The 18,386-nt window shown below is 70.8% G+C and carries 15 protein-coding genes; 9 read left to right on the forward strand and 6 right to left on the reverse strand.

All coding sequences use genetic code 11. The features are described from left to right. Positions 1-17: 17 nt before the first annotated feature. Complete coding sequence (locus BM417_RS08770; protein WP_093589767.1) at positions 18-626, reverse strand: hypothetical protein; 609 nt, start codon at positions 624-626, stop codon at positions 18-20. 117 nt (positions 627-743) lie between these two features. Between BM417_RS08770 and BM417_RS08775 the strand changes: the two genes are divergently transcribed. Beyond that, positions 744-2,201, forward strand: a complete 1,458-nt coding sequence (locus BM417_RS08775; protein ID WP_143138568.1) for a hypothetical protein — start codon at positions 744-746, stop codon at positions 2,199-2,201. On the opposite strand, the gene BM417_RS08780 is transcribed toward BM417_RS08775, so the two are convergent. After that, entirely contained in the window at positions 2,191-2,952 is a 762-nt protein-coding gene (locus BM417_RS08780; protein WP_245821790.1) for an endonuclease/exonuclease/phosphatase family protein, read from the reverse strand. The genes BM417_RS08775 and BM417_RS08780 overlap by 11 nt on opposite strands. A 49-nt stretch (positions 2,953-3,001) precedes the next feature. After that, positions 3,002-4,990, reverse strand: a complete 1,989-nt coding sequence (gene fusA / locus BM417_RS08785) for an elongation factor G (RefSeq protein ID WP_093589776.1) — start codon at positions 4,988-4,990, stop codon at positions 3,002-3,004. Positions 4,991-5,308: 318 nt separating this feature from the next. Here fusA and BM417_RS08790 point away from each other — a divergent pair, with 318 nt between their 5' ends. From BM417_RS08790 to BM417_RS08805, 4 genes are all read left to right on the forward strand, one after another. Then, positions 5,309-5,899 (forward strand): SGNH/GDSL hydrolase family protein, encoded by a 591-nt coding sequence (locus BM417_RS08790; protein ID WP_093589778.1) that lies wholly within the window; start codon positions 5,309-5,311, stop codon positions 5,897-5,899. Between the two features lie 68 nt (positions 5,900-5,967). Continuing rightward, a complete protein-coding gene (xylA, locus tag BM417_RS08795; RefSeq protein WP_093590971.1) occupies positions 5,968-7,119 on the forward strand; it encodes a xylose isomerase in 1,152 nt (383 codons plus the stop codon). A gap of 1 nt (position 7,120) precedes the next feature. Further along, positions 7,121-8,503 (forward strand): xylulokinase, encoded by a 1,383-nt coding sequence (gene xylB / locus BM417_RS08800; RefSeq protein ID WP_093589781.1) that lies wholly within the window; start codon positions 7,121-7,123, stop codon positions 8,501-8,503. Between the two features lie 61 nt (positions 8,504-8,564). Next, positions 8,565-9,704, forward strand: a complete 1,140-nt coding sequence (locus BM417_RS08805) for an ROK family protein (RefSeq protein ID WP_093589784.1) — start codon at positions 8,565-8,567, stop codon at positions 9,702-9,704. On the opposite strand, the gene BM417_RS08810 is transcribed toward BM417_RS08805, so the two are convergent. Continuing rightward, on the reverse strand, positions 9,661-9,975 hold the full coding sequence (locus tag BM417_RS08810) for a DUF6223 family protein (protein ID WP_093589787.1): 315 nt from the start codon (positions 9,973-9,975) through the stop codon (positions 9,661-9,663). The two genes, BM417_RS08805 and BM417_RS08810, sit on opposite strands and share 44 nt — an antisense overlap. A gap of 131 nt (positions 9,976-10,106) precedes the next feature. On the opposite strand from BM417_RS08810, the gene BM417_RS08815 reads away from it, so the two are divergent. Continuing rightward, positions 10,107-11,189, forward strand: coding sequence for a sensor histidine kinase (locus tag BM417_RS08815; protein ID WP_093589790.1), 1,083 nt, complete (start codon positions 10,107-10,109; stop codon positions 11,187-11,189). Then, on the forward strand, positions 11,186-11,851 hold the full coding sequence (locus BM417_RS08820) for a response regulator (protein WP_093589793.1): 666 nt from the start codon (positions 11,186-11,188) through the stop codon (positions 11,849-11,851). The genes BM417_RS08815 and BM417_RS08820 overlap by 4 nt, the downstream gene beginning before the upstream one ends. Here BM417_RS08820 and BM417_RS08825 read toward each other — a convergent pair. Continuing rightward, positions 11,806-15,921 (reverse strand): nSTAND1 domain-containing NTPase, encoded by a 4,116-nt coding sequence (locus BM417_RS08825; RefSeq protein WP_177320340.1) that lies wholly within the window; start codon positions 15,919-15,921, stop codon positions 11,806-11,808. The two genes, BM417_RS08820 and BM417_RS08825, sit on opposite strands and share 46 nt — an antisense overlap. A 96-nt stretch (positions 15,922-16,017) precedes the next feature. Between BM417_RS08825 and BM417_RS08830 the strand changes: the two genes are divergently transcribed. Continuing rightward, entirely contained in the window at positions 16,018-16,542 is a 525-nt protein-coding gene (locus BM417_RS08830) for a response regulator transcription factor (RefSeq protein ID WP_177320341.1), read from the forward strand. A 10-nt stretch (positions 16,543-16,552) separates the two neighbouring features. Further along, positions 16,553-17,476 (forward strand): peptidoglycan-binding protein, encoded by a 924-nt coding sequence (locus BM417_RS08835; RefSeq protein ID WP_093589799.1) that lies wholly within the window; start codon positions 16,553-16,555, stop codon positions 17,474-17,476. Here the strand turns inward: BM417_RS08835 and BM417_RS08840 are convergent. Next, positions 17,470-17,658 carry a hypothetical protein gene (locus BM417_RS08840; protein WP_093589802.1) on the reverse strand — a complete coding sequence of 63 codons (189 nt, stop codon included), beginning with the start codon at positions 17,656-17,658 and terminating at the stop codon, positions 17,470-17,472. The two genes, BM417_RS08835 and BM417_RS08840, sit on opposite strands and share 7 nt — an antisense overlap. Positions 17,659-18,386: the final 728 nt, after the last annotated feature.

Raw genomic sequence — 18,386 nt, forward strand, 5'->3', positions numbered from 1 at the left:
GGGACACTAACCGGTTCTCAGTAAACGCAGGGTGGCCGGTAGCCGTCGATCTTCAGGCTCTGGAACTCGAGGTCGTTCTTCGTGTTGCCGACGAACACCAGGCCACGGGCGTCGTCGAGGGCCTCGGCGAGCGGGTAGGACGGCTTGCCGAGCGCGGGCAGATATGTCCAGTTCTTTGTCTTGAAGCTGAAGAACCGCTTCACCAGCCTGCCGCCGGTGGAGGGAATCTTCGTGACCCACTTGTCGCCGCCGCTCCAGAACTCCGCCGGTCGCAACTGGACGTAGAGGTCGTTGGTGGCGCGGTAGGTCATCCAGAAACCGGCCGAGCCGGACAGGTCGGCCTGGGCCTCGAACTTGTTGCCCAGCCACACGACCATCACAGCCCAGTCGTCCGCCAGGAACTTGATCTTCGCCGTGTGGTCGTGCCGTCCCTTGGGGACGAGGATGCTGCCGGTCGCGGGCTCCGTGGCACCTTCACCACTGGCGATCCACTGCTGCAACCGGTCGATGGACGGGGTGGCGCACTCGCGGCCGTGCGAGGCGTTCGCGACCGCTGTCGAGCCGAGGGTGAACAGCAGCGCGTACGCGATCACCGCGACGCGGCCGAACGTCGATTTCAGGCGCATCTCGCGGACCGTAGCGGAAATTGGTATAAACCATTTCCGTTCACCGTTGACACGGTCTCACTTGGCTACCTGGACAGCGGATTGTGAGGGCCACCCACGACGGTCACAGTGAGCCTCGTGCAGCCCGCCAGATGCATCGCATTCATAGCTGTCATAACGGTCTTCTCCCTCCAGCCGACCACCCCGGCCGTCGCGTCGGCCGACTGCTCCCCCAGCATCGACGAGCGGTCGTTCGCCTCCGCCGCCCAGCTGCGCGCTCTCAACGCCACCGTCGCCGGGTTCGGCGTGCGCGCCACCGGCAGTCCTGCCCACAACCGCCTGATCTCCTGGCTCGAACACCGCGTGGACCGGCTGCCGCGCGTGTCCGTGCGGTCCGAGCCCTTCGCGATCCAGCGCTGGAAGCCCGGTCCCGGTCTCCTGCTCTCGGGCGGCGTCGTGCCGGTCGCCGGTGCGATCCCCTACTCCGAACCCGGCCTGCGTTCCGGCGAACTGGTCCGCCTGCCCGCCGGCACCCCGATCACCGCCGCGAACGCCCGCGGCAAGGTCGTCCTGCGCGACTTCCCCGCCCTCGACCGCGGCTACCTCGCCGAACCCCTGCTGGACAAGGACATGGTCGACGCGGGCAAGGCGGACGCCGCCGGGGTCGCCGTCGCCTTCCCGTTCCCGCACGAGCAGGTGAAGGGCTACTGGGACCCGCACCTCGGCACCCACTACCGCGTGCCGGGCGTGTTCGTCGGCTCCGATGCAGTTGCGAAACTGGTCCCCGGCACGAGGACGACGATCGGCGTCCTGGCCGGACGAGCACCGGCCGTCACGCGCTCGCTGGTCGCCACGCTGCCCGGTCTGAGCAGCGAGCGGATCGTCCTCGACACCAACACCGACGGCGTCGGATGGGTGCAGGAGAACGGCACCGTCGCGCTGCTGGCGCTGGCCGAGCACTTCGCCCGCCTGCCGTTGCGCTGCCGGCCGCGCACGATCGAGTTCGTCTTCGCGACCGGGCACCTGCACCGTCCGGCGGAGGGCAGCGAGTTCCGGGCCCGCGCGCTCGACGCCGAGTACGACTCTGGTTCCGTCGCGTTCGCGTTCGTGCTGGAACACCTGGGCACGCGGGAGTTCCTGCCTCGCGACGGTTCTCTTCAGCCGACGGGACTGGCTGAGCTCTCCGGCTGGTTCGCGGGCAGTCCGGTGCTGGCCCAGAGCGCGCTGACAGCACTGGCAGGGCGCGCGGTCGATCGCACGTTCGTCCTGCCCGGCAGCGATCTACCGGTGCCGGGCCGAGTGCCGGCCCAATGCTCGTTCGGCGGCATCGGCACGCACTTCCACTCGCACCTGATCCCGACGATGGCGATGATCTCCGGGCCGTGGACGCTCTGGGCACCGTCGTTCGGCTCCGAGGCCGTGGATCACGAACGGATGCGGCGCCAGGTGCTGGCCGCGGGCGACGCGATCACCGCGCTGGCCCCGGTGCCCAGGGACCAGATCGCCGGGCCGTACCTGGAGCAACGGCAGGCGCGGGCGGCCGGTGCGCCGACCTGCTCGCACGACCTGCCACCCGAGTGGGCGCCTAGATCCTGAGGAACGCCTGGACGGCGAGGTGGTCGGACGGGAACTGGCCATCTCGCTGGAAGGTGTTGATCGCGGCGGCCTCGACGGTGGCGCCACGGGTGAGGATCCAGTCGATGCGCGGGCCGTTGGGGACGAGCGGGCCGTAGCCGTGGAACGTCCCGTACGCCGGCGTGGTCTGCGGCCCGGCGAGCCACGTGTCGGCCAGCCCCGCCGTGAGGGTGGCGTAGGCCGGTGAGCCGGGAACGTCGTTGAAGTCACCGGTGAGCACGACCGGCAGGGTCTGAGCCTGGAGGCGGTCGCGCACGAACTCGGCGCTGCGCAGGCGGGAGTTCGCCGACTCGTGGTCGAAGTGGGTGTTGACGGCCACGAACTGCCTGCCCGTCAGGCGATCCGCGAACCGGACCCACGTGACCATGCGGATCACGTTGTTGCCCCACGACCGGGAGCCCACGACGTTCGGGGTGGCGGACAGCCAGTGGTGGTCGAACTCGAGGGGTTCCAGCCGGAGCGTGTCGAAGAAGATCGCCATGAACTCGTCGTGGCTGCCGCCCGCGCGGCCCAGGCCGATCCAGTCGTAGTGGGCCGGCAGGTCGTGGGCGATGTCGAGCAGTTGCCCGTAGAGGCCTTCCTGCGTGCCGAGCACGGCCGGTAGTTCGGTGAGCAGCAACTGGGCCATGACCGGGCGTCTGGCCGCCCACGAGTTCGGCTCGGCGGTCGAGGCGTACCGCAGGTTGAACGACATGACGCTCAAGGTCGACATCTCACCGAGCATGGCACAGGCCCGACCTGCTCGAGGTCGGGCCTGCGTTCTAGCTGGCCGGCGCGTAGCCGGTCGGAGTGCTGGTGAAGCTGCCGCGGCCTTGCGTCCGGCTGCGCAACCTCGTCACGTAGCCGAACATCTCCGCCAACGGCACGCTCGCCGTCACCACCGTCGTACCGGTCCTGGCCACCGAACCGAGGATCCTGCCCCGGCGCGACGCCAGATCACCGAGCACGCCACCGAGGTACTCCTCCGGCACGGTCACCGTGACCTCGGCGATCGGTTCGAGCAACGTCATGGCGCCGGCCTTCAGCGCCTCACGCAGCCCGAGCCGTCCCGCCGTGCGGAACGCCATCTCCGAGGAGTCCTTGACGTGCGTGGACCCGTCGGTGAGCGTCACCCGCACGCCGGTCACCGGGTGGCCGAGCGGCCCCTCGGCGAGCGCGTCCCGGCAGCCCTGTTCGACCGCGCGGACGAACTCCTGCGGCACGCGTCCGCCGGTGACGGCCGAGCGGAACTCGAAACCGGTCTCCAGCGGTTCGGTGTCGATCACGACGTGCGCGAACTGGCCCTGCCCTCCGTCCTGCTTGACGTGCCGGTAGACGAATCCCGTCACACCTGAGGCGACGGTCTCGCGGTACGAGACGCGCGGGCGTCCCATGGTGATCTCGATGCGGTGCGACGTGCGCGCCTTCTCCACCGAGACCTCCAGGTGCAGCTCGCCCTGGCCGGACAGCACCGTCTGGCCGGTCTCCGGGTCCGTCCCGAACCGCAGGGACGGGTCCTCGTCGACCAGGTGCGCCAGCGCCTCGGTGAGCTTGGCGTTGTCCGCGCTGGTCCGCGCTTCCACCGCCACCGACACGACCGGATCGGCCGACACCGCGGGTTCGAGCAGCAGCGGAGCCGTTGGCGCGCAAAGGGTCGTTCCCGTGCGTGCCGACTTCAGCCCCACCAGCGCCACGATGTCACCCGCGACGGCCTGGTCGACCGGCGTGTGCCGATCGGCCTGGACGCGCAGGATCCGCCCGATGCGCTCGTTGCGGCCGCCCACCTGGACCGTCTCTCCCTTGTGGAGGGTGCCCGAGTAGACGCGCACGTACGCCAGCCGTCCGGTGGCGGTGGCGTTCACCTTGAACACCAACGCCGCGAACGGCGCGTCCGGGTCCGGCTGCCGTTCCTGGCCGTCGACGCCACGCACCGGCGGAACGTCCACAGGGGACGGCAGGTACGCGATCACCGCGTCCAGCAACGGTTCGATGCCGCGGTTGCGGTACGCCGAGCCGCACAGCACGACGGTGGCCTGACCTCGCTGGGTCAGTTCCCGCAGAGCGTTCCTCAACGTCTGCTCGGACAGGCCTTGTGCGAAGAACTCCTCCAATGCCTCGGGATGCAGTTCCGCCACCGTCTCCTCCAGGAGGCGACGGCGCCGTTGTGCCTCTGCCAGCAGCGTGTCCGGCACGGGCCCCTCGGTCATGCCGTCGTCCCAGGTCAGCGCACGCATGCGCACCAGGTCGACAACACCGCGGAACCCGTCCTCCACGCCGATCGGCAGCTGCACGACGAGCGGCACGGTGTGCAGCCGCGTGCGGATGGACTCGACGACGGCGTCGAGATCCGCGCCCGCCCGGTCGAGCTTGTTGACGAACGCGATCCGCGGCACGCCGTAGCGATCCGCCTGCCGCCACACCGATTCGCTCTGCGGCTCGACACCCGCGACGCCGTCGAACACCGCGACGGCCCCGTCCAGCACGCGCAGGGACCGTTCGACCTCGTCGGCGAAGTCGACGTGCCCTGGCGTGTCGATGAGGTTGACGCGATGCCCGTCCCACGTGCAGGTCACGGCCGCGGCGAAGATGGTGATGCCGCGATCGCGTTCCTGCGGGTCGAAGTCGGTGACGGTGGTGCCGTCGTGGACCTCGCCGCGCTTGTAGGTGCTGCCGGTGGCGAACAGGACGCGTTCGGTGAGCGTGGTCTTGCCCGCGTCGACGTGGGCGAGGATGCCGAGGTTGCGGACAGCGTTCAACGTGATCGTGCGCATGGCTGTATGCCTTTGGTGTCAAGGACTTACGGGGTCAGCGCGATGACCCGACGAACACCTGGAACGGGTTCGTCAGACACTCCGGTACCCGGCGCGCAGCGGGCAGCCGGGGTGCGGAGACACGAGGATCACGTCGAAACGGGACGGGAGCACGGCGGTAATGCGCATGGCCGGTCCCCTCTCGTCGTTCACTCGGTGATGATGATCGTGGAGTGTAGACAGAGCAGCACTCTCACGACACCGGTTTACTCACATCAACATCCGCTCAGAGCGGATTGTTCCCCGGAACACCGCCGCAACGCCTGTCGTTCACCAACCATGCGCCTCTGTTTGCTCGGCGACTCGATCGCCGCAGGAGTGGGCAGCACGCGCCGGGAGGACACGCTCGGCCCGTTGCTCGCCGAACGCCTTCGGGCGAAGGGACATCAGGTCGATCTCAGCGTGCGGGCCTTCGCGGGCGCCCGCTCGGCCGACCTGCGCGCCCAGGTTCGAGCGGCGGGCAAGGTCGACGTCGCCGTGGTGGTGATCGGCGCGAACGACCTGACCAGGTTCGTCCCGGCGCACGTCGGCGCGCAGCAGCTGCACGACGCCGTCGCGGACCTGCGGCGGGCGGGCGCCGCGGTCGTCGTCAGCACCGCACCCGACCTGAGCGTCGTCGCGCACGTGCCGCCGGCACTGCGCGACGTCGTGTCGGCCGTGAGCCGCGACTACGCCCAGGTGCAGCAGCAGGCCGTCATCCGGGCAGGAGGCGTGGTCGCCCACGTCGAACGCGCGGTGACGCCGCAGTTCGCCGCCGATCCCTCGCTCTTCGCGGCGGATCGCTTCCACCCCTCGGCCGCCGGTTACCGCGCGATCGCCGCCGCCCTGGCGCCCGCGGTCGAGGCGGTCGCCGCGGAGCTGCACGCCTGAGCGATTGCGATCAAGGCCCGTGCGTCGTACTGTCCGCACTAAGTTCAAGCATTGAACGAATGAGGTGGATGATGAGCGCGCCCACTCCGGCGGACAAGTTCTCCTTCGGTCTGTGGACCGTGGGCTGGCAGGGTCGTGACCCGTTCGGCGAGGCCACGCGGCCCGAGCTCGACGTGGTCGAGGCGGTGCACCGGCTCGCCGAACTCGGCGCGTACGGGCTGACGTTCCACGACGACGACCTGTTCGGCTTCGAGGCGACGCACCGCGACCAGCAGATCAGCCGGTTGCAGGGAGCGCTGGCCGAAACCGGGCTCGTCATCCCGATGGTGACGACGAACCTGTTCAGCCACCCCGTGTTCAAGGACGGCGGCTTCACCAGCAACGACCGCGGCGTGCGGCGGTTCGCGCTGCAGAAGGTGCTGCGCAACGTCGAACTGGCGGCGGAGCTCGGCGCGAAGACGTTCGTGCTGTGGGGCGGGCGCGAGGGCTCCGAGTACGACGTGGCCAAGGACGTGCGGGCGGCGCTCGACCGGTACCGCGAGTCCATGAACCTGCTGACGCAGTTCGTCACCGACCGGGGTTACGACCTCCGGTTCGCGATCGAGCCGAAGCCGAACGAGCCGCGCGGCGACATCCTGCTGCCGACGGTCGGGCACGCGCTCGCGTTCATCACCTCGCTCGACAAGCCGGAACTGGTCGGCGTGAACCCCGAGGTCGGGCACGAGCAGATGGCCGGGCTCAACTTCGTGCACGGCATCGCGCAGGCGTTGTGGCACGGCAAGCTGTTCCACATCGACCTCAACGGGCAGCGCAGCATCAAGTACGACCAGGACCTGGTGTTCGGGCACGGCGACCTGATGAACGCGTTCGCGCTGGTGGACCTGCTGGAGACGGCCGGCTACGAGGGTCCGCGCCACTTCGACTACAAGCCGTCGCGGACCGAGGACATCAAGGGCGTCTGGGACTCGGCCAAGGCGAACATGGACACCTACCTGCTGCTTCGGGACCGCGCTCAAGCCTTCCGCGCCGACCCCGAGGTGCAGGAGGCACTCGAGACGGCGGGCGTCGCCGAGCTGTCGCAGCCCACTCTGAACGCCGGCGAGTCCTACGATGACCTGATCAAGGACACCGGTTTCGACCCCGACCAGGCGGGCGAACGGGGCTACGGCTTCGTACGGCTCAACCAGCTCGCCCTCGAGCACCTCACGGGAGCACGCTGACATGACGCTCGTCGCCGGCATCGACTCGTCCACGCAGTCGTGCAAGGTCGTGGTTCGCGACGCGGAGACCGGCGGGCTCGTCCGGGAGGGCCGCGCGGCTCACCCGGACGGCACGGAGGTCCACCCCTCGCACTGGTGGTCGGCGCTGCGGTCCGCGCTGACCGACGCCGGTGGGCTGGACGACGTGTCGGCGGTGAGCGTCGCGGGTCAGCAGCACGGCATGGTCTGCCTCGACGAGGACGGCGAGGTCGTGCGCGAGGCGCTGCTGTGGAACGACACCCGTTCCGCGGCGGCCGCCGCGTCGCTGACCGACGAGCTGGGTGCGGCGGAGTGGGCGGCGCGGATCGGCCTCGTGCCGGTCGCGTCGTTCACGATCACGAAGCTGCGCTGGCTCGCCCAGCACGAACCGGCCAACGCCAAGCGCACCGCCGCCGTCTGCCTGCCGCACGACTGGCTGACGTGGCGGCTGCGCGGCACCGGCGACCTGGCCGACCTGGTGACCGACCGCTCGGACGCGTCCGGCACCGGCTACTTCGACTCGGTGACGAACGCCTACGTGCCGGAGCTGGTCTCGCTGGCGCTGGGGCGCTCCGACGTGGTGCTCCCCCGAGTCCTGGGGCCCGCGGAGTTCGTGGACGGCCCGGTCCGGCTCGGTGCGGGCGCCGGTGACAACGCGGCGGCCATGCTCGGGGTGGGCGGTGGCTCGGACGTCGTGGTGTCGCTCGGGACGTCCGGGGTCGTGACCGCCACGAGCGACGTCCGGGCGCAGGACCCGTCCGGGATCGTGGCGGGGTTCGCCGACGCCACGGGCCGTTACCTGCCCCTGGCCTGCACGTTGAACGCCGCCCGCGTGCTGGACGCGACCGCCCGGATGCTGGGCGTCGACCTCACGAAGCTCAGTGAGCTCGCCCTGTCCGCCAAGCCGGGTGCGGAAGGCGTCGTGATGGTGCCTTACCTGGAAGGCGAACGGACGCCGAACCTGCCGGACGCGACGGGCGCGTTGCACGGTCTGACGCTCACCAACGCCACGCCCGCGAACATCGCGCGTGCGGCGGTGGAAGGCATGCTGTGCGGTCTCGCCGTGGGCCTCGACGCGCTCGCTGAGCAAGGTGCGGACGTCACGGGCGTACGGCTCGTGGGCGGCGCGGCAGCCTCACGCGCGGTGCGTGAGATCGCGCCAACGGTGTTCGGTGTGCCGGTGACGGTGCCCGCGCCGGGTGAGTACGTGGCCGACGGTGCGGCCCGGCAGGCCGCGTGGACGCTCGCGGGTGGCGACACGCCACCGGAATGGGCGGGCGCGGACAGCACCCGGTACGAGGCGGCGGCCGTGCCTCAGATCCGCGCGCGGTACGGCGATGCCGCGCGGAAGTACCTGAACCGATGACCGTCCGGAGGCCGGGAGTCCGCGTGCGGGCTTCCGGACCCGCGCCGCGATACTGGCCCCGATGACCACCGTCGACCACCTGCGCCAGGTCCGCCTCGGCAACCTGCGGACGGTGCTGCTCGCGCTCGTCGACCGCCCCGGCTCGCGGGCCGACCTCGCGGCGCGCACCGGCCTCACCAAGGCGACTCTGTCCAATCTCACCGAACCGTTGCTGGCCAACGGGATCCTGGTCGAGGAACCGGCCACGCTGGCCGGCATGGGCAGGCCGTCCAAGCCGTTGCGCTTCCACCCGGACGGCCCGGTGGCGGTGGGCGCGGAGATCAACGTCAGCCACCTCGCCGTCGAGACCATCGGACTCGACGGCGAGACGCTCGAACGCCGTCTCGTGCCCGCCGACATGCGCAGGGCCACGGCGGACGAGGTGCTCGACCGGGTCGCCGAGCTGATCCGCGAGGTCAGCGGGCCGCGCCCGCTCCTCGGCGCGGGCCTCGCGATACCGGGTGTCGTGCACGACGGCGTCGTCATCCGGACCCCCAACCTGCCGAACCTCGTCGGCGTGCGGCTGGCCGAGGGGCTGAGCCGGCGAACGGACCTCGACGTCCTGCTCGACAACGAGGCGAACCTCGCCGCGCTCGCCCACCTGTGGCCGCGGCACCTCGCGGGCGAGGACTTCGTGCACGTGACCGCGGACGTCGGCATCGGTGCCGGTGTCGTGCTGAACGGCGAGGTCTACCGCGGGGTCAGCGGGTTCGCGGGCGAGCTCGGGCACGTCGTGATCGAGCGCAACGGCGTCCTCTGCACGTGCGGCAGCCGCGGTTGCGTGGAGCGGTACGCGGGACTCGACGTCATCCTGCGCGAGGCTGGACGGCGACGGCTCGACTCGCTGTGCAAGGCACTCGACGCGGGCGACCCCAAGGCGCTGGAGGCCGTGCGGAACGCCGGCGAGGCGCTCGGGGTCGGGCTCGGGACCCTGATGAACCTCTTCGACGTCCCGACGGTCGTGCTCGGCGGCAGCTATGCCGTGCTGTACGACCATCTGCACGAGGCCGTGCAGTCCGAGATGGACCGCAGGGTGCTCGCGGGCGGCGAACGGCACACCAGGCTGCTCGCCTCACCCCTCGGCGAGTTCGCGGTCGTGCGGGGCGCGGCGGGACTGGTCACGAGGCGCGCGGTGCAGCAGCCCGAGCGGCTTTTCGTGTAGCCAGCCCACCGAGCACGGCGGCGGCGAGGCCCACCACCAGCGACACGTAGCCGCCGACGATTCCGTAGCCGGTGCCGGGGCCACCTTTCGCCATCAGCACCACCGCGACGCCGAGCACCACTCCGACCCCACCGGCGATCACGGCGACAAGCCCGCTCCGGCCTCGTCTCAGGGCCAGCACGCCCATCACCACACCGAAAACGCCGGCACCGGCGCCGATCAGCGACCACATGCGTCCGGCGGTCATCTCGTAAGCAGCTGAGAGCAACATGGCCCCAGCCTGTCCCGCGAACCGCGCACGGTCGTCGTGCGAGCGCAGACAGCGACTACCGCGGGCGCGGTAGTCGCGAAGTCATCCCAGCGCAGGATCTACCAGCCCGAACACCGGATTAGGGTGCACCCATGAGCAGGCGCTGGCTGGACTGGGCGATCGCCGCCGGGGTCGCCGCGAGCCTGGTGGTGGCCGGGCACCCCGCCACCGGACTGGGCTACGCGTTGCTGGCCGCGAGCGGGCTGGCGCTCGTGGCACGCCGGACGGCCCCGATCGCGGTGCTCGCCGCGACCGGGCTCCTCGCGCTGGGCTACCAGGCGACCGGCGCCGACGTGCCGGTGATCGCGTTCCTGTTCGCCGTGTACTCGACGATGCGGGCGGGCCATCGGGTCGTCACGCTCGCCGGTTCCGTGCTGATGCTCGCCACCCTCCCCCTCGCGGCGCTCCTGTCGCCCCGCGACCTCACGACGTACGAGGCGTTCGGCCAGACCAGGGACGTCCTGCAGATCGCGTGGCTGATCGCCGCCGCGGCCGCCGGTGAAGCGCTCAGACAGGCCGAGCGCAGAGCCGACGAGGCCGAGCGCACCCGCGAGGAGACGGCGCGCAGGCGGGCCGGCGAGGAACGCCTGCACATCGCCCGCGAGCTGCACGACTCCCTCACCCACCAGATCTCCGTGATCAAGCTCCAGGCCGAGGTCGCCGTCCACCTCGCCCAGAAACGCGGCGAGGACGTGCCGGAGCCGCTCCTGGTGATCCGCGACGCCGGCCGGGAGGCCGCCAGGGAACTGCGGGCCACGCTGGAAGCGCTCAGAGACGACGACAAGAATCCGCCGCACGGCATGGACGACGTCCCTGGGCTCGTCGAACGTGCGAGGTCGAACGGCCTGGACGCCCGGCTCACGATCGAGGGCCGCCACTGCGACGTCCCCGCCGCGGTCGACCGGACGGCGTACCGGATCGTGCAGGAGTCGCTCACGAACATCTCCCGCCACGCCGTCGCGGCGACCGCGCGGATCCACATCGACTACCGGCCGGACGCGGTGATCATCAAGGTGGACGACGACGGCACGGCGACACCGAAGAACCCGGAACCGGGCGTCGGGCTGCTCGGCATGCGCGAACGGGTCACGGCGCTCGGCGGCCACCTCCGCGCGGCGCCACGAAGCGAAGGCGGATTCAGCGTGCAGGCCGAACTCCCCGTGGTACAGCCATGATCCGCGTCCTGCTGGTGGACGACCAGCCGCTGATCCGCAGCGGTTTCCGCGCGTTGCTGGACGCCGAGGACGACATCGAGGTGGTCGCCGAGGCCGCGAACGGCGCGGAAGGGCTGGACCAGGCCCGCGCACACCTCCCGGACATCGCCCTGATCGACGTCCAGATGCCCGGGATGGACGGCATCGAGGCGACCAGGCAGATCGCCGCCGATCCGGCCCTGGCCGGCACGCACGTCGTGATCCTCACCAACTACGGCCTGGACGAGTACGTCTTCCACGCCCTGAAGGCGGGTGCGGCCGGGTTCCTCGTCAAGGACGTCCAGCCAGAGGACTTCCTGCACGCCGTCCGGGTCGCGGCCCGCGGTGACGCGCTGCTCGCCCCGTCGATCACCCGCCGGCTGATCGACAGGTACGTGAGCCAGCCGCCACAACGCAACCAGAGCCTCGCCCACCTCACCAACCGCGAACGAGAGGCCGTCACGCTGGTCGCGCGTGGCCTCTCGAACGACGAGATCGCGGCCGGCATGGTGATCAGCCCGCTCACCGCGAAGACCCACGTCAACCGGGCGATGATGAAGCTGCACGCCCGCGACCGGGCCCAGCTCGTGGTGTTCGCCTACGAGTCGGGCCTGGTCGTCCCGCAGACCTCGGAGCGCGGATAGCCCTCGGAGCAGATCCGCACCTCAGCGTCCTCAGTGGACAGTGACCAGCGGATGATCCGCGAGTCGTTCGCGCCGGACACCAGCTCGTCCTCCCGTGTGAACGCGACGGCCTGCACCGGACCGGTGTGCCCGGTCAGCGTGGTGCCCGCACGGGTGCCGAGGTTCCACACGACGACCGAGTCGTCCTCTCCCCCGGACGCGAGCGCGTCGCCGGACGGGCTGAACGCCAGCGCCACCACCGCGGCGGAGTGGCCGGTCAGCGTCATCAGCTCGCTTCCCGTGGCCACGTCCCAGACCTTCACCGTCCGGTTGGCTCCCGCCGTCGCGAACCGCGTGCCGTCCGGGCTGATCGCCACGTCGCGCACGTCGCCCTGACCTGTGCTGACGCGCCGTTCCAGCTTGTCTCCGGCGAGGTCCCACAGCATCGCGCCGCCCGCCGGATCGGTGGAGATCAGCAGCCGGCCGTCCGGGGTGAACTCGACGGCGCTCGCGATGTACGGGCCCCCGGAGAACCTGCCCTGAGTCAGGTCCGGCAGGCTCCAGCGGAACCGGCCGAGCGACGCCGTGACGATCCCGCGCCCGTCCGGCTGGTAGGCGATGTCGGTCGACGCGCCCAAACCGTTGTAGGGCAACGACGACAACCTCTCCCGCCGGGCGACGTCCCAGAGCGAGATGGTGTGGTCGCGGGTCAGCGCGGCCAGCCGGGAGCCGTCCGGGCTGAACGACACCGACTCCACCCGGTCGGAATGACCGTCCAAAGTGGCCACCGCGGCACCGTCGAGATCCCACAACCGCACGGTTCCGTCGTCTCCGGCGGACGCGACCATCCCACCGGACACGTCGATGTCGTTGATGCCGTCGGCGTGCCCGGTGAACGGCGGCACGGCGTCCTCGCGCACCGCCACGATCCGTCCGTAGCCGCCGGAGACCAGCAGTGTGCCGTCACGGCCCAGCGCGATCGCCCTGGACTCGGTGCGGCCGCGGTCGCGGTAGGTCGTGATGGGGCGGCCGGTGCGGATGTCCCAGATGGTGATGAGGCCGTCCTCGTCCGCCACCGCCATCCGGCCGCCCACCGGCCCGGACGCCTCCCACGAGTACGTGCCCTGCTTCGGCAGCTCGGACAGCAGCTTCCCGCCGACGTCCCAGAACTTGACGCCGTCGCGCAACGTCGAGGTGACGATCGCCGAGCCGTCGAAGCCGACGTTGTTGACCTCCAGGGACGGGATCTCGCCGACGCGGGCGCCGGACGCGACGTCCCACACCAGCGGACGTTCCTTGCCGTTCGCGGTGACGAGCAGTGATCCGTCCGGGCTGAACGCCAGCGCGTTCACCTCGTTCCGGTGCCCCTGGAAGATCCGGCTGGTCCTGGTGGCCACGTCCCACACCTCGACGGTGCCGCCGGCGACGCCGACCGCGAACGACGTCCCCGCCGGGTGGAACGCGAGGCCGGTGGTGATCACGTCGAACTGGTGGGAGAACACGGTGGTGCCGGTCGTCAGGTCCCAGACCACGACATCGCCGCGGCTTCCGGCCAACGCGGGCAGTGACGCGTTCGAGGCGAGGAACCTGTCGTCCGCGCTGAACTCGGCCTGCCTGGCGTAGCCGCCGTCGGTGAACCCGTTGTGGTCGGCCAGCAGGAGCTTGCGGGACCGGGTCCGCGGGTCCCACAGCGTGACGTGGCCGTCCCGATCGGCCGTCGCGATCACGTCCCCCTGGTGCGACACGCTCACGTCCAGCACCGGCGGGCCGTCCGCGTTAAGCTCGATGCGGCGACGCGGTGCGGAAGCGGCGCTGAGCAGCGCGCCTCGAGTGTCGTCGTCCGCGTGCAGCCGGTAGGCCGACACGGCGAGCTGTCCGGCGAGGTCGGGTGCCGTGTCGACGAGACCGCGAGCGGACAACGCGATCTGGTGCGCCTGCTCGATCCGTTGCCGCAGCTGGGCTTCCCGCGACTGCCACCAGGCGACGCCACCGCCGCCCGCCGCCAACAGGAGCAGCACGCCCATGATCGAGACGAGCCTGGTCAGCAGCCGGTTGCGGCGCTTCACCGTCACCTGCTCGGCCTCGTCGTGCTCGCGGCTCGCCCCGAGGAACGCCTCCTCCGCCGCGTTCAGCTCGCCGGGGTGGTCCTGCGCCCAGGCCGCCGCGGTGACGAGCTGGGTGCCCCGGTAGAGCGCGCCCTCGTCCCGGTCCAGCTCGCTCCAGGTGTGGGCGGCGGCGGTCAGCCTGCGGTGGACCAGCAACGTCGAGCGGTCGTCGGACAGCCACCGCTGCAACCGGGGCCACGCGCGGATCAGCGCTTCGTGAGCGATCTCCACGGTGTCCTCGTCCACCACGAGCAGCCGCTCGGCGACCAGGCGGCCGAGCACGCCGTCGATCACCTGAGGTTCGGCGATGCCGTCGAGTTCGACGCGGCGGATCGGCCTGCGGGTGTCCTCGGTGCCGTCGCCGAACGCGGTGAGCCGCACCAGGATCCGGCGCATGGCCTGCTGTTCGGCGTCGTCCAGGTCGTCGTAGGCGCGTTCGGCCGTCTGCGCGATCGCGCCGCGCACCCCGCCACCGGCCCGGTAGGCGGCCAACGTCAGTTCGGTGCCGGAGCGTTGCCACGTCTCGACGAGAGCGTGCGACAGCAACGGAAGCGCGCCCGGTTCGGCGTCCACGTCGGCGAGAACGGTCGCGAGCAGGTCTGCGGCGACGGACAGCCCGCTCATCGTGGCCGGGCGCAGCACGATGTCCCGCAGGTCGGCGCCCGACGGCGGCCCGACCAGCACGGTCGCCTCGTCCGCGAGCGCCTTCACCAGGCCGGGGTGCTGCGTGACGTGGGCGAGGAAGTCCGCCCGGACGCCGAGCACGACGTGGGTGCGGCGGTGCGGTCCCTGGGCGGCGTCGAGCAGCACGCCGATGAACTGTGAGCGCTCACTTTCGTTGGCGCACAACGTGAACAGCTCTTCCAGCTGGTCCACCACGAGCAGCACGCGAACGTCGTCCGGGCCGTTCGCGAGCGCGTTGCGGACCTCGACGTCGAACGCCGCCGGGTCGGCGCCGAGGTCGGGCCGCTTGCCGGTGAACGACGCCAGCGCGGTGGTGAGCGCTGCCATCGGGTGCGCGGTCGGCGTGATGACGATCGGCCGCCAGGTCTTGCCGAGCCCGCCGACGACGCCGGCGCGCAGCAACGACGACTTGCCGCTGCCGGACGCGCCGAACACCCCGACGACCCGATGGCGGTCGATCCGGCGTGTCACCAGGTCGACCAGGTGATCGCGGCCGAAGAACCACGGGTGGTGCTCCGGCTGGTACGCCATCAGGCCGCGATACGGGCAGTCCGCGCGGGCGGTCCTGGGCGGCGCGGGTTCGTGCAGTGGCGCGCCCTGGAGCATCGTCTCGTGCAGGCCCCGCAGTTCGGGGCCGGGTTCGATGCCGAGGTCGCCGACGAGCCGTTCGCGGGCCCGCCGGAACACCTCCAGCGCCTCCGCCTGCCGGGACGCGCCGTAGAGGGCGGTCATCAGCTTGGCGTGCAACGGTTCCCGGTACGGATTGGCCTGCGCGAGCTCGGCCAGGCTGCCGATCAGCTCGGCGTGCCGGCCCAGCGCCAGTTCCGCCGCGGCGCGCGCTTCGGCCGCGCGCAGCCGTGCTTCGTCGAGTCGTGCGGCGAACTGGCCGGGCAGGTCCGGGTAGGCCGGGCCGCGCCACAGGCCGAGCGCCTCGGTGAGCAACTCGGCCGCCTTGGCGGGGTCGCCGTCCGCGAGGGCCTGCTCGCCGTCCTGGGTCAGCTGGTCGAACAGGTCCGCGTCGAGCTCGCCGGGGTCGATTCTCAGTTCGTATCCGGCCGGTTCACGGGTGATCCGGTCGCCGAGGCCGAGCGCGCGCTTGAGCTGGTAGACGTACAGCCGGACGTTCTCCTGCGCGGAGGCCGGCGGGACCTCCCAGAGCGCCTCGATCAACCGTTGCGGAGAGACGGGCGTGTTCGCGTGCCGCACCAGCATCGCGAGCAGGATCCGCTGCTTCGCCGACCGCAACGGGGTCTCTTCCTCGCCCGCCACGACGACGATCGGACCGAGCACCCGGAACCGCACGCACCCTCCCCCGATGACGGCGGAACGGTAACAACGACCTGGCGTTATACGCAGCCGATACGGAGAAATACGCTCCTTTCCCGACTGTTCCGGGATGTGCTCACCATCCATGTCACGCTGTCGTTGCGCAGCGCCTTGCTGGCCGACCGGATCTCGTCCCGCCTCACCGCCGTGCCGTGGGCTGTCCCAGGCACTCCCGCCGACGTGAACGTCACGGATGCCTCTGCCGCCGCCGGGCCGCGCACGGTCGCGGTGCTGTCGTCGTTCGACGCCGTGGAAGGCCTGGTGCGGCTGGGCGTGACCGGGCTCGTGCTCGCCGACGACCCTCCCGAGGACATCGTGCGGGCCGTCCACGACGTGCACCGGTTCGGCGGCTGGGTGTCGCCGCGGCTGGTGTCCTCGTTGCTGCCCGGTCCCCCACCGGCGTCGCTGACCGCCCGTGAGCGGGAGACGTTGCGGCTGGTCGCCGAGGGGCGGGAGAACGCGGAGATCGCCGCGGCCATGTTCATCACCGTGAGCGCGGTGAAGTACCACGTGTCGAACCTGCTGAGGAAGTTCGGCTGCCGCGACCGCACACAACTGGTCTCGCGACTAGGGCGTCCGCTGGCGGTGCGTTCCTAGCGTGCTGGGCATGAGAATCCTCGTTGCCGCCCTGATCTCGTTCGGGGTTCTGATAGGAGTCGTCAGCCCCGCTCAGGCGGCGCTGCCGGCGTGGCCGAACGTCAAGGAAGGCCAGAACGGCGCGACCGTGCTGACCGCCCAGCACCTGCTGCGTCACCGCGGCTACAACATCAGCGCCGACGGCGACTTCGGTCCGGCCACCGAGTCGGCGGTCAAGCAGTTCCAGACCGCGAACGGCCTGTCGTCCGACGGCCAGATCGGCCCGAACACCTGGCCGAAGCTGATCGTCAGCGTCCAGCAGGGCAACAACAGCAACGCCGTCCGCGCTGCCCAGGTGCAGCTCAACCGCTACGGCTACGGCCTGGACGAGGACGGCGACTTCGGCGGCGGCACGCACAGCGCGGCCGTGGCGTTCCAGAGGTCGAAGAGCCTGACCGCGGACGGCATCGTCGGCCCGAACACCTGGCAGACCCTGGTCGGCGGGTCGGGCTCCGGCGGCGGTGGCGGCGGCACCTACAGCCTGCCGCTGGCCAAGAGCGCCCTGCCGCGCAGCGAGTACGACGACCCGCACCACGACTACCCCGCCATCGACCTGCCGGTGAACAGCAAGCCGGCGTACGCGATGGTCACCGGTACCGCGTACCGCATCAACGAGCCCAGCGGCTGCGGCAACGGCCTGCGGATCGTCAAGAGCGGCGTCGACTACATCTACTGCCACTTCTCGTCGTGGTCGGTCTCGAACGGTGCCGCCGTCAAGGCCGGTGACCGCGTCGGCACCACCGGCAACACCGGCAACTCGACGGGCCCGCACCTGCACATCGCGATCAAGATCAGCGGAACGTCCTACTGCCCGCAGAACTTCCTGCTCGCGCTGTACGACGGGCGGACGCCGCCGGCGCCGTCGTCGCTGCCCCGCACGGGCTGTTTCTACTGACACACCTTCTGGAACACCGGCCCTGGGTCGCCGAGGTTCTCGGCGATCCAGGGCGAGGCCACCGAGTCAGCGCTGCGGACCGCCTCCCAGCGCTGCTCGGTGGTCCTCCCGTAGAGCAGGCTGGTGACGACCCGGAACCTCGGGGCCTCCGGGTCGCCACCGAAGTGTTCGTCCGCCGGCACGCCGACGCCGTGCTCGTCGAGCAGCCGTGCGGATCCAGCAGTCCGCGGCCAGGCGTCCGGAGTCGAGCGGTCCGGCGTCCGCCAGTGCTGTACCGGGGCCGATGAGTGGCAGGGCCGATGCCCCGAGCAGGAACGAACGCCGCCTCACCATCAGGTTTCTCCGACCTGTGACAGGGCGGCGTCGTTGCCCGTCAGAGCGGGGAGTCACCCTGCGGGGCCTGAGTTTCGCAAGATCCCGATACTGCGGTGAGCGACCACACAGCCCGTTCGGAAACACCGCGGGCACAACCGCCGTTATACGTGTTGGTCGGTGCGGTCCGTGTCCCCCGGGCCTCACCTCATCGCCTTCGCGGAAGACCGTTCGGCTGGTACCGCGTCGAGCCACTCGCCGAGAGGCGACCGATCGCATCGGCCTCACCAAGCTCGCCCTCAAGCCGTCCCTCTCCCCGACAGACGGCTTGAGGGCGTCCGGTCGGCGCGGAGCTCTCCTGCCGCGCCGACCACCCAGTTTCTTCTTGTCCCGGAAGGTATTCCGCGTTCCAGACGGTGACCGGCCACACAGGTTCCCCTGGAACACAAGGGATCCCCGCTCCGTTGTACGGAGTGGTCGGTGCGGAACGAGTCCCCGGGCCCCAACAGAATCGCCTTCGCGGCATACCGTTCGGCTGGAACCGCGTCGTGCCCACCGCCGAGAGGCGACCGCCGCACCGACCACAAGCCACGCCCTC

Origin of the sequence: Lentzea waywayandensis (assembly GCF_900115955.1) — a bacterium.
Classification (GTDB): Bacteria; Actinomycetota; Actinomycetes; order Mycobacteriales; family Pseudonocardiaceae; genus Lentzea; species Lentzea waywayandensis.

Excerpts from the sequence above, each read along its gene's own strand:
- fusA (WP_093589776.1), bottom strand. The coding sequence starts at position 4,990 with ATGCGCACGATCACGTTGAACGCTGTCCGCAACCTCGGCATCCTCGCC.
- BM417_RS08815 (WP_093589790.1), top strand. The coding sequence starts at position 10,107 with ATGAGCAGGCGCTGGCTGGACTGGGCGATCGCCGCCGGGGTCGCCGCG.
- BM417_RS08820 (WP_093589793.1), top strand. The coding sequence starts at position 11,186 with ATGATCCGCGTCCTGCTGGTGGACGACCAGCCGCTGATCCGCAGCGGT.
- xylA (WP_093590971.1), top strand. The coding sequence starts at position 5,968 with ATGATGAGCGCGCCCACTCCGGCGGACAAGTTCTCCTTCGGTCTGTGG.
- BM417_RS08835 (WP_093589799.1), top strand. The coding sequence starts at position 16,553 with ATGAGAATCCTCGTTGCCGCCCTGATCTCGTTCGGGGTTCTGATAGGA.
- BM417_RS08790 (WP_093589778.1), top strand. The coding sequence starts at position 5,309 with ATGCGCCTCTGTTTGCTCGGCGACTCGATCGCCGCAGGAGTGGGCAGC.
- BM417_RS08810 (WP_093589787.1), bottom strand. The coding sequence starts at position 9,975 with ATGTTGCTCTCAGCTGCTTACGAGATGACCGCCGGACGCATGTGGTCG.
- BM417_RS08770 (WP_093589767.1), bottom strand. The coding sequence starts at position 626 with ATGCGCCTGAAATCGACGTTCGGCCGCGTCGCGGTGATCGCGTACGCG.
- BM417_RS08805 (WP_093589784.1), top strand. The coding sequence starts at position 8,565 with ATGACCACCGTCGACCACCTGCGCCAGGTCCGCCTCGGCAACCTGCGG.
- BM417_RS08780 (WP_245821790.1), bottom strand. The coding sequence starts at position 2,952 with ATGTCGACCTTGAGCGTCATGTCGTTCAACCTGCGGTACGCCTCGACC.
- xylB (WP_093589781.1), top strand. The coding sequence starts at position 7,121 with ATGACGCTCGTCGCCGGCATCGACTCGTCCACGCAGTCGTGCAAGGTC.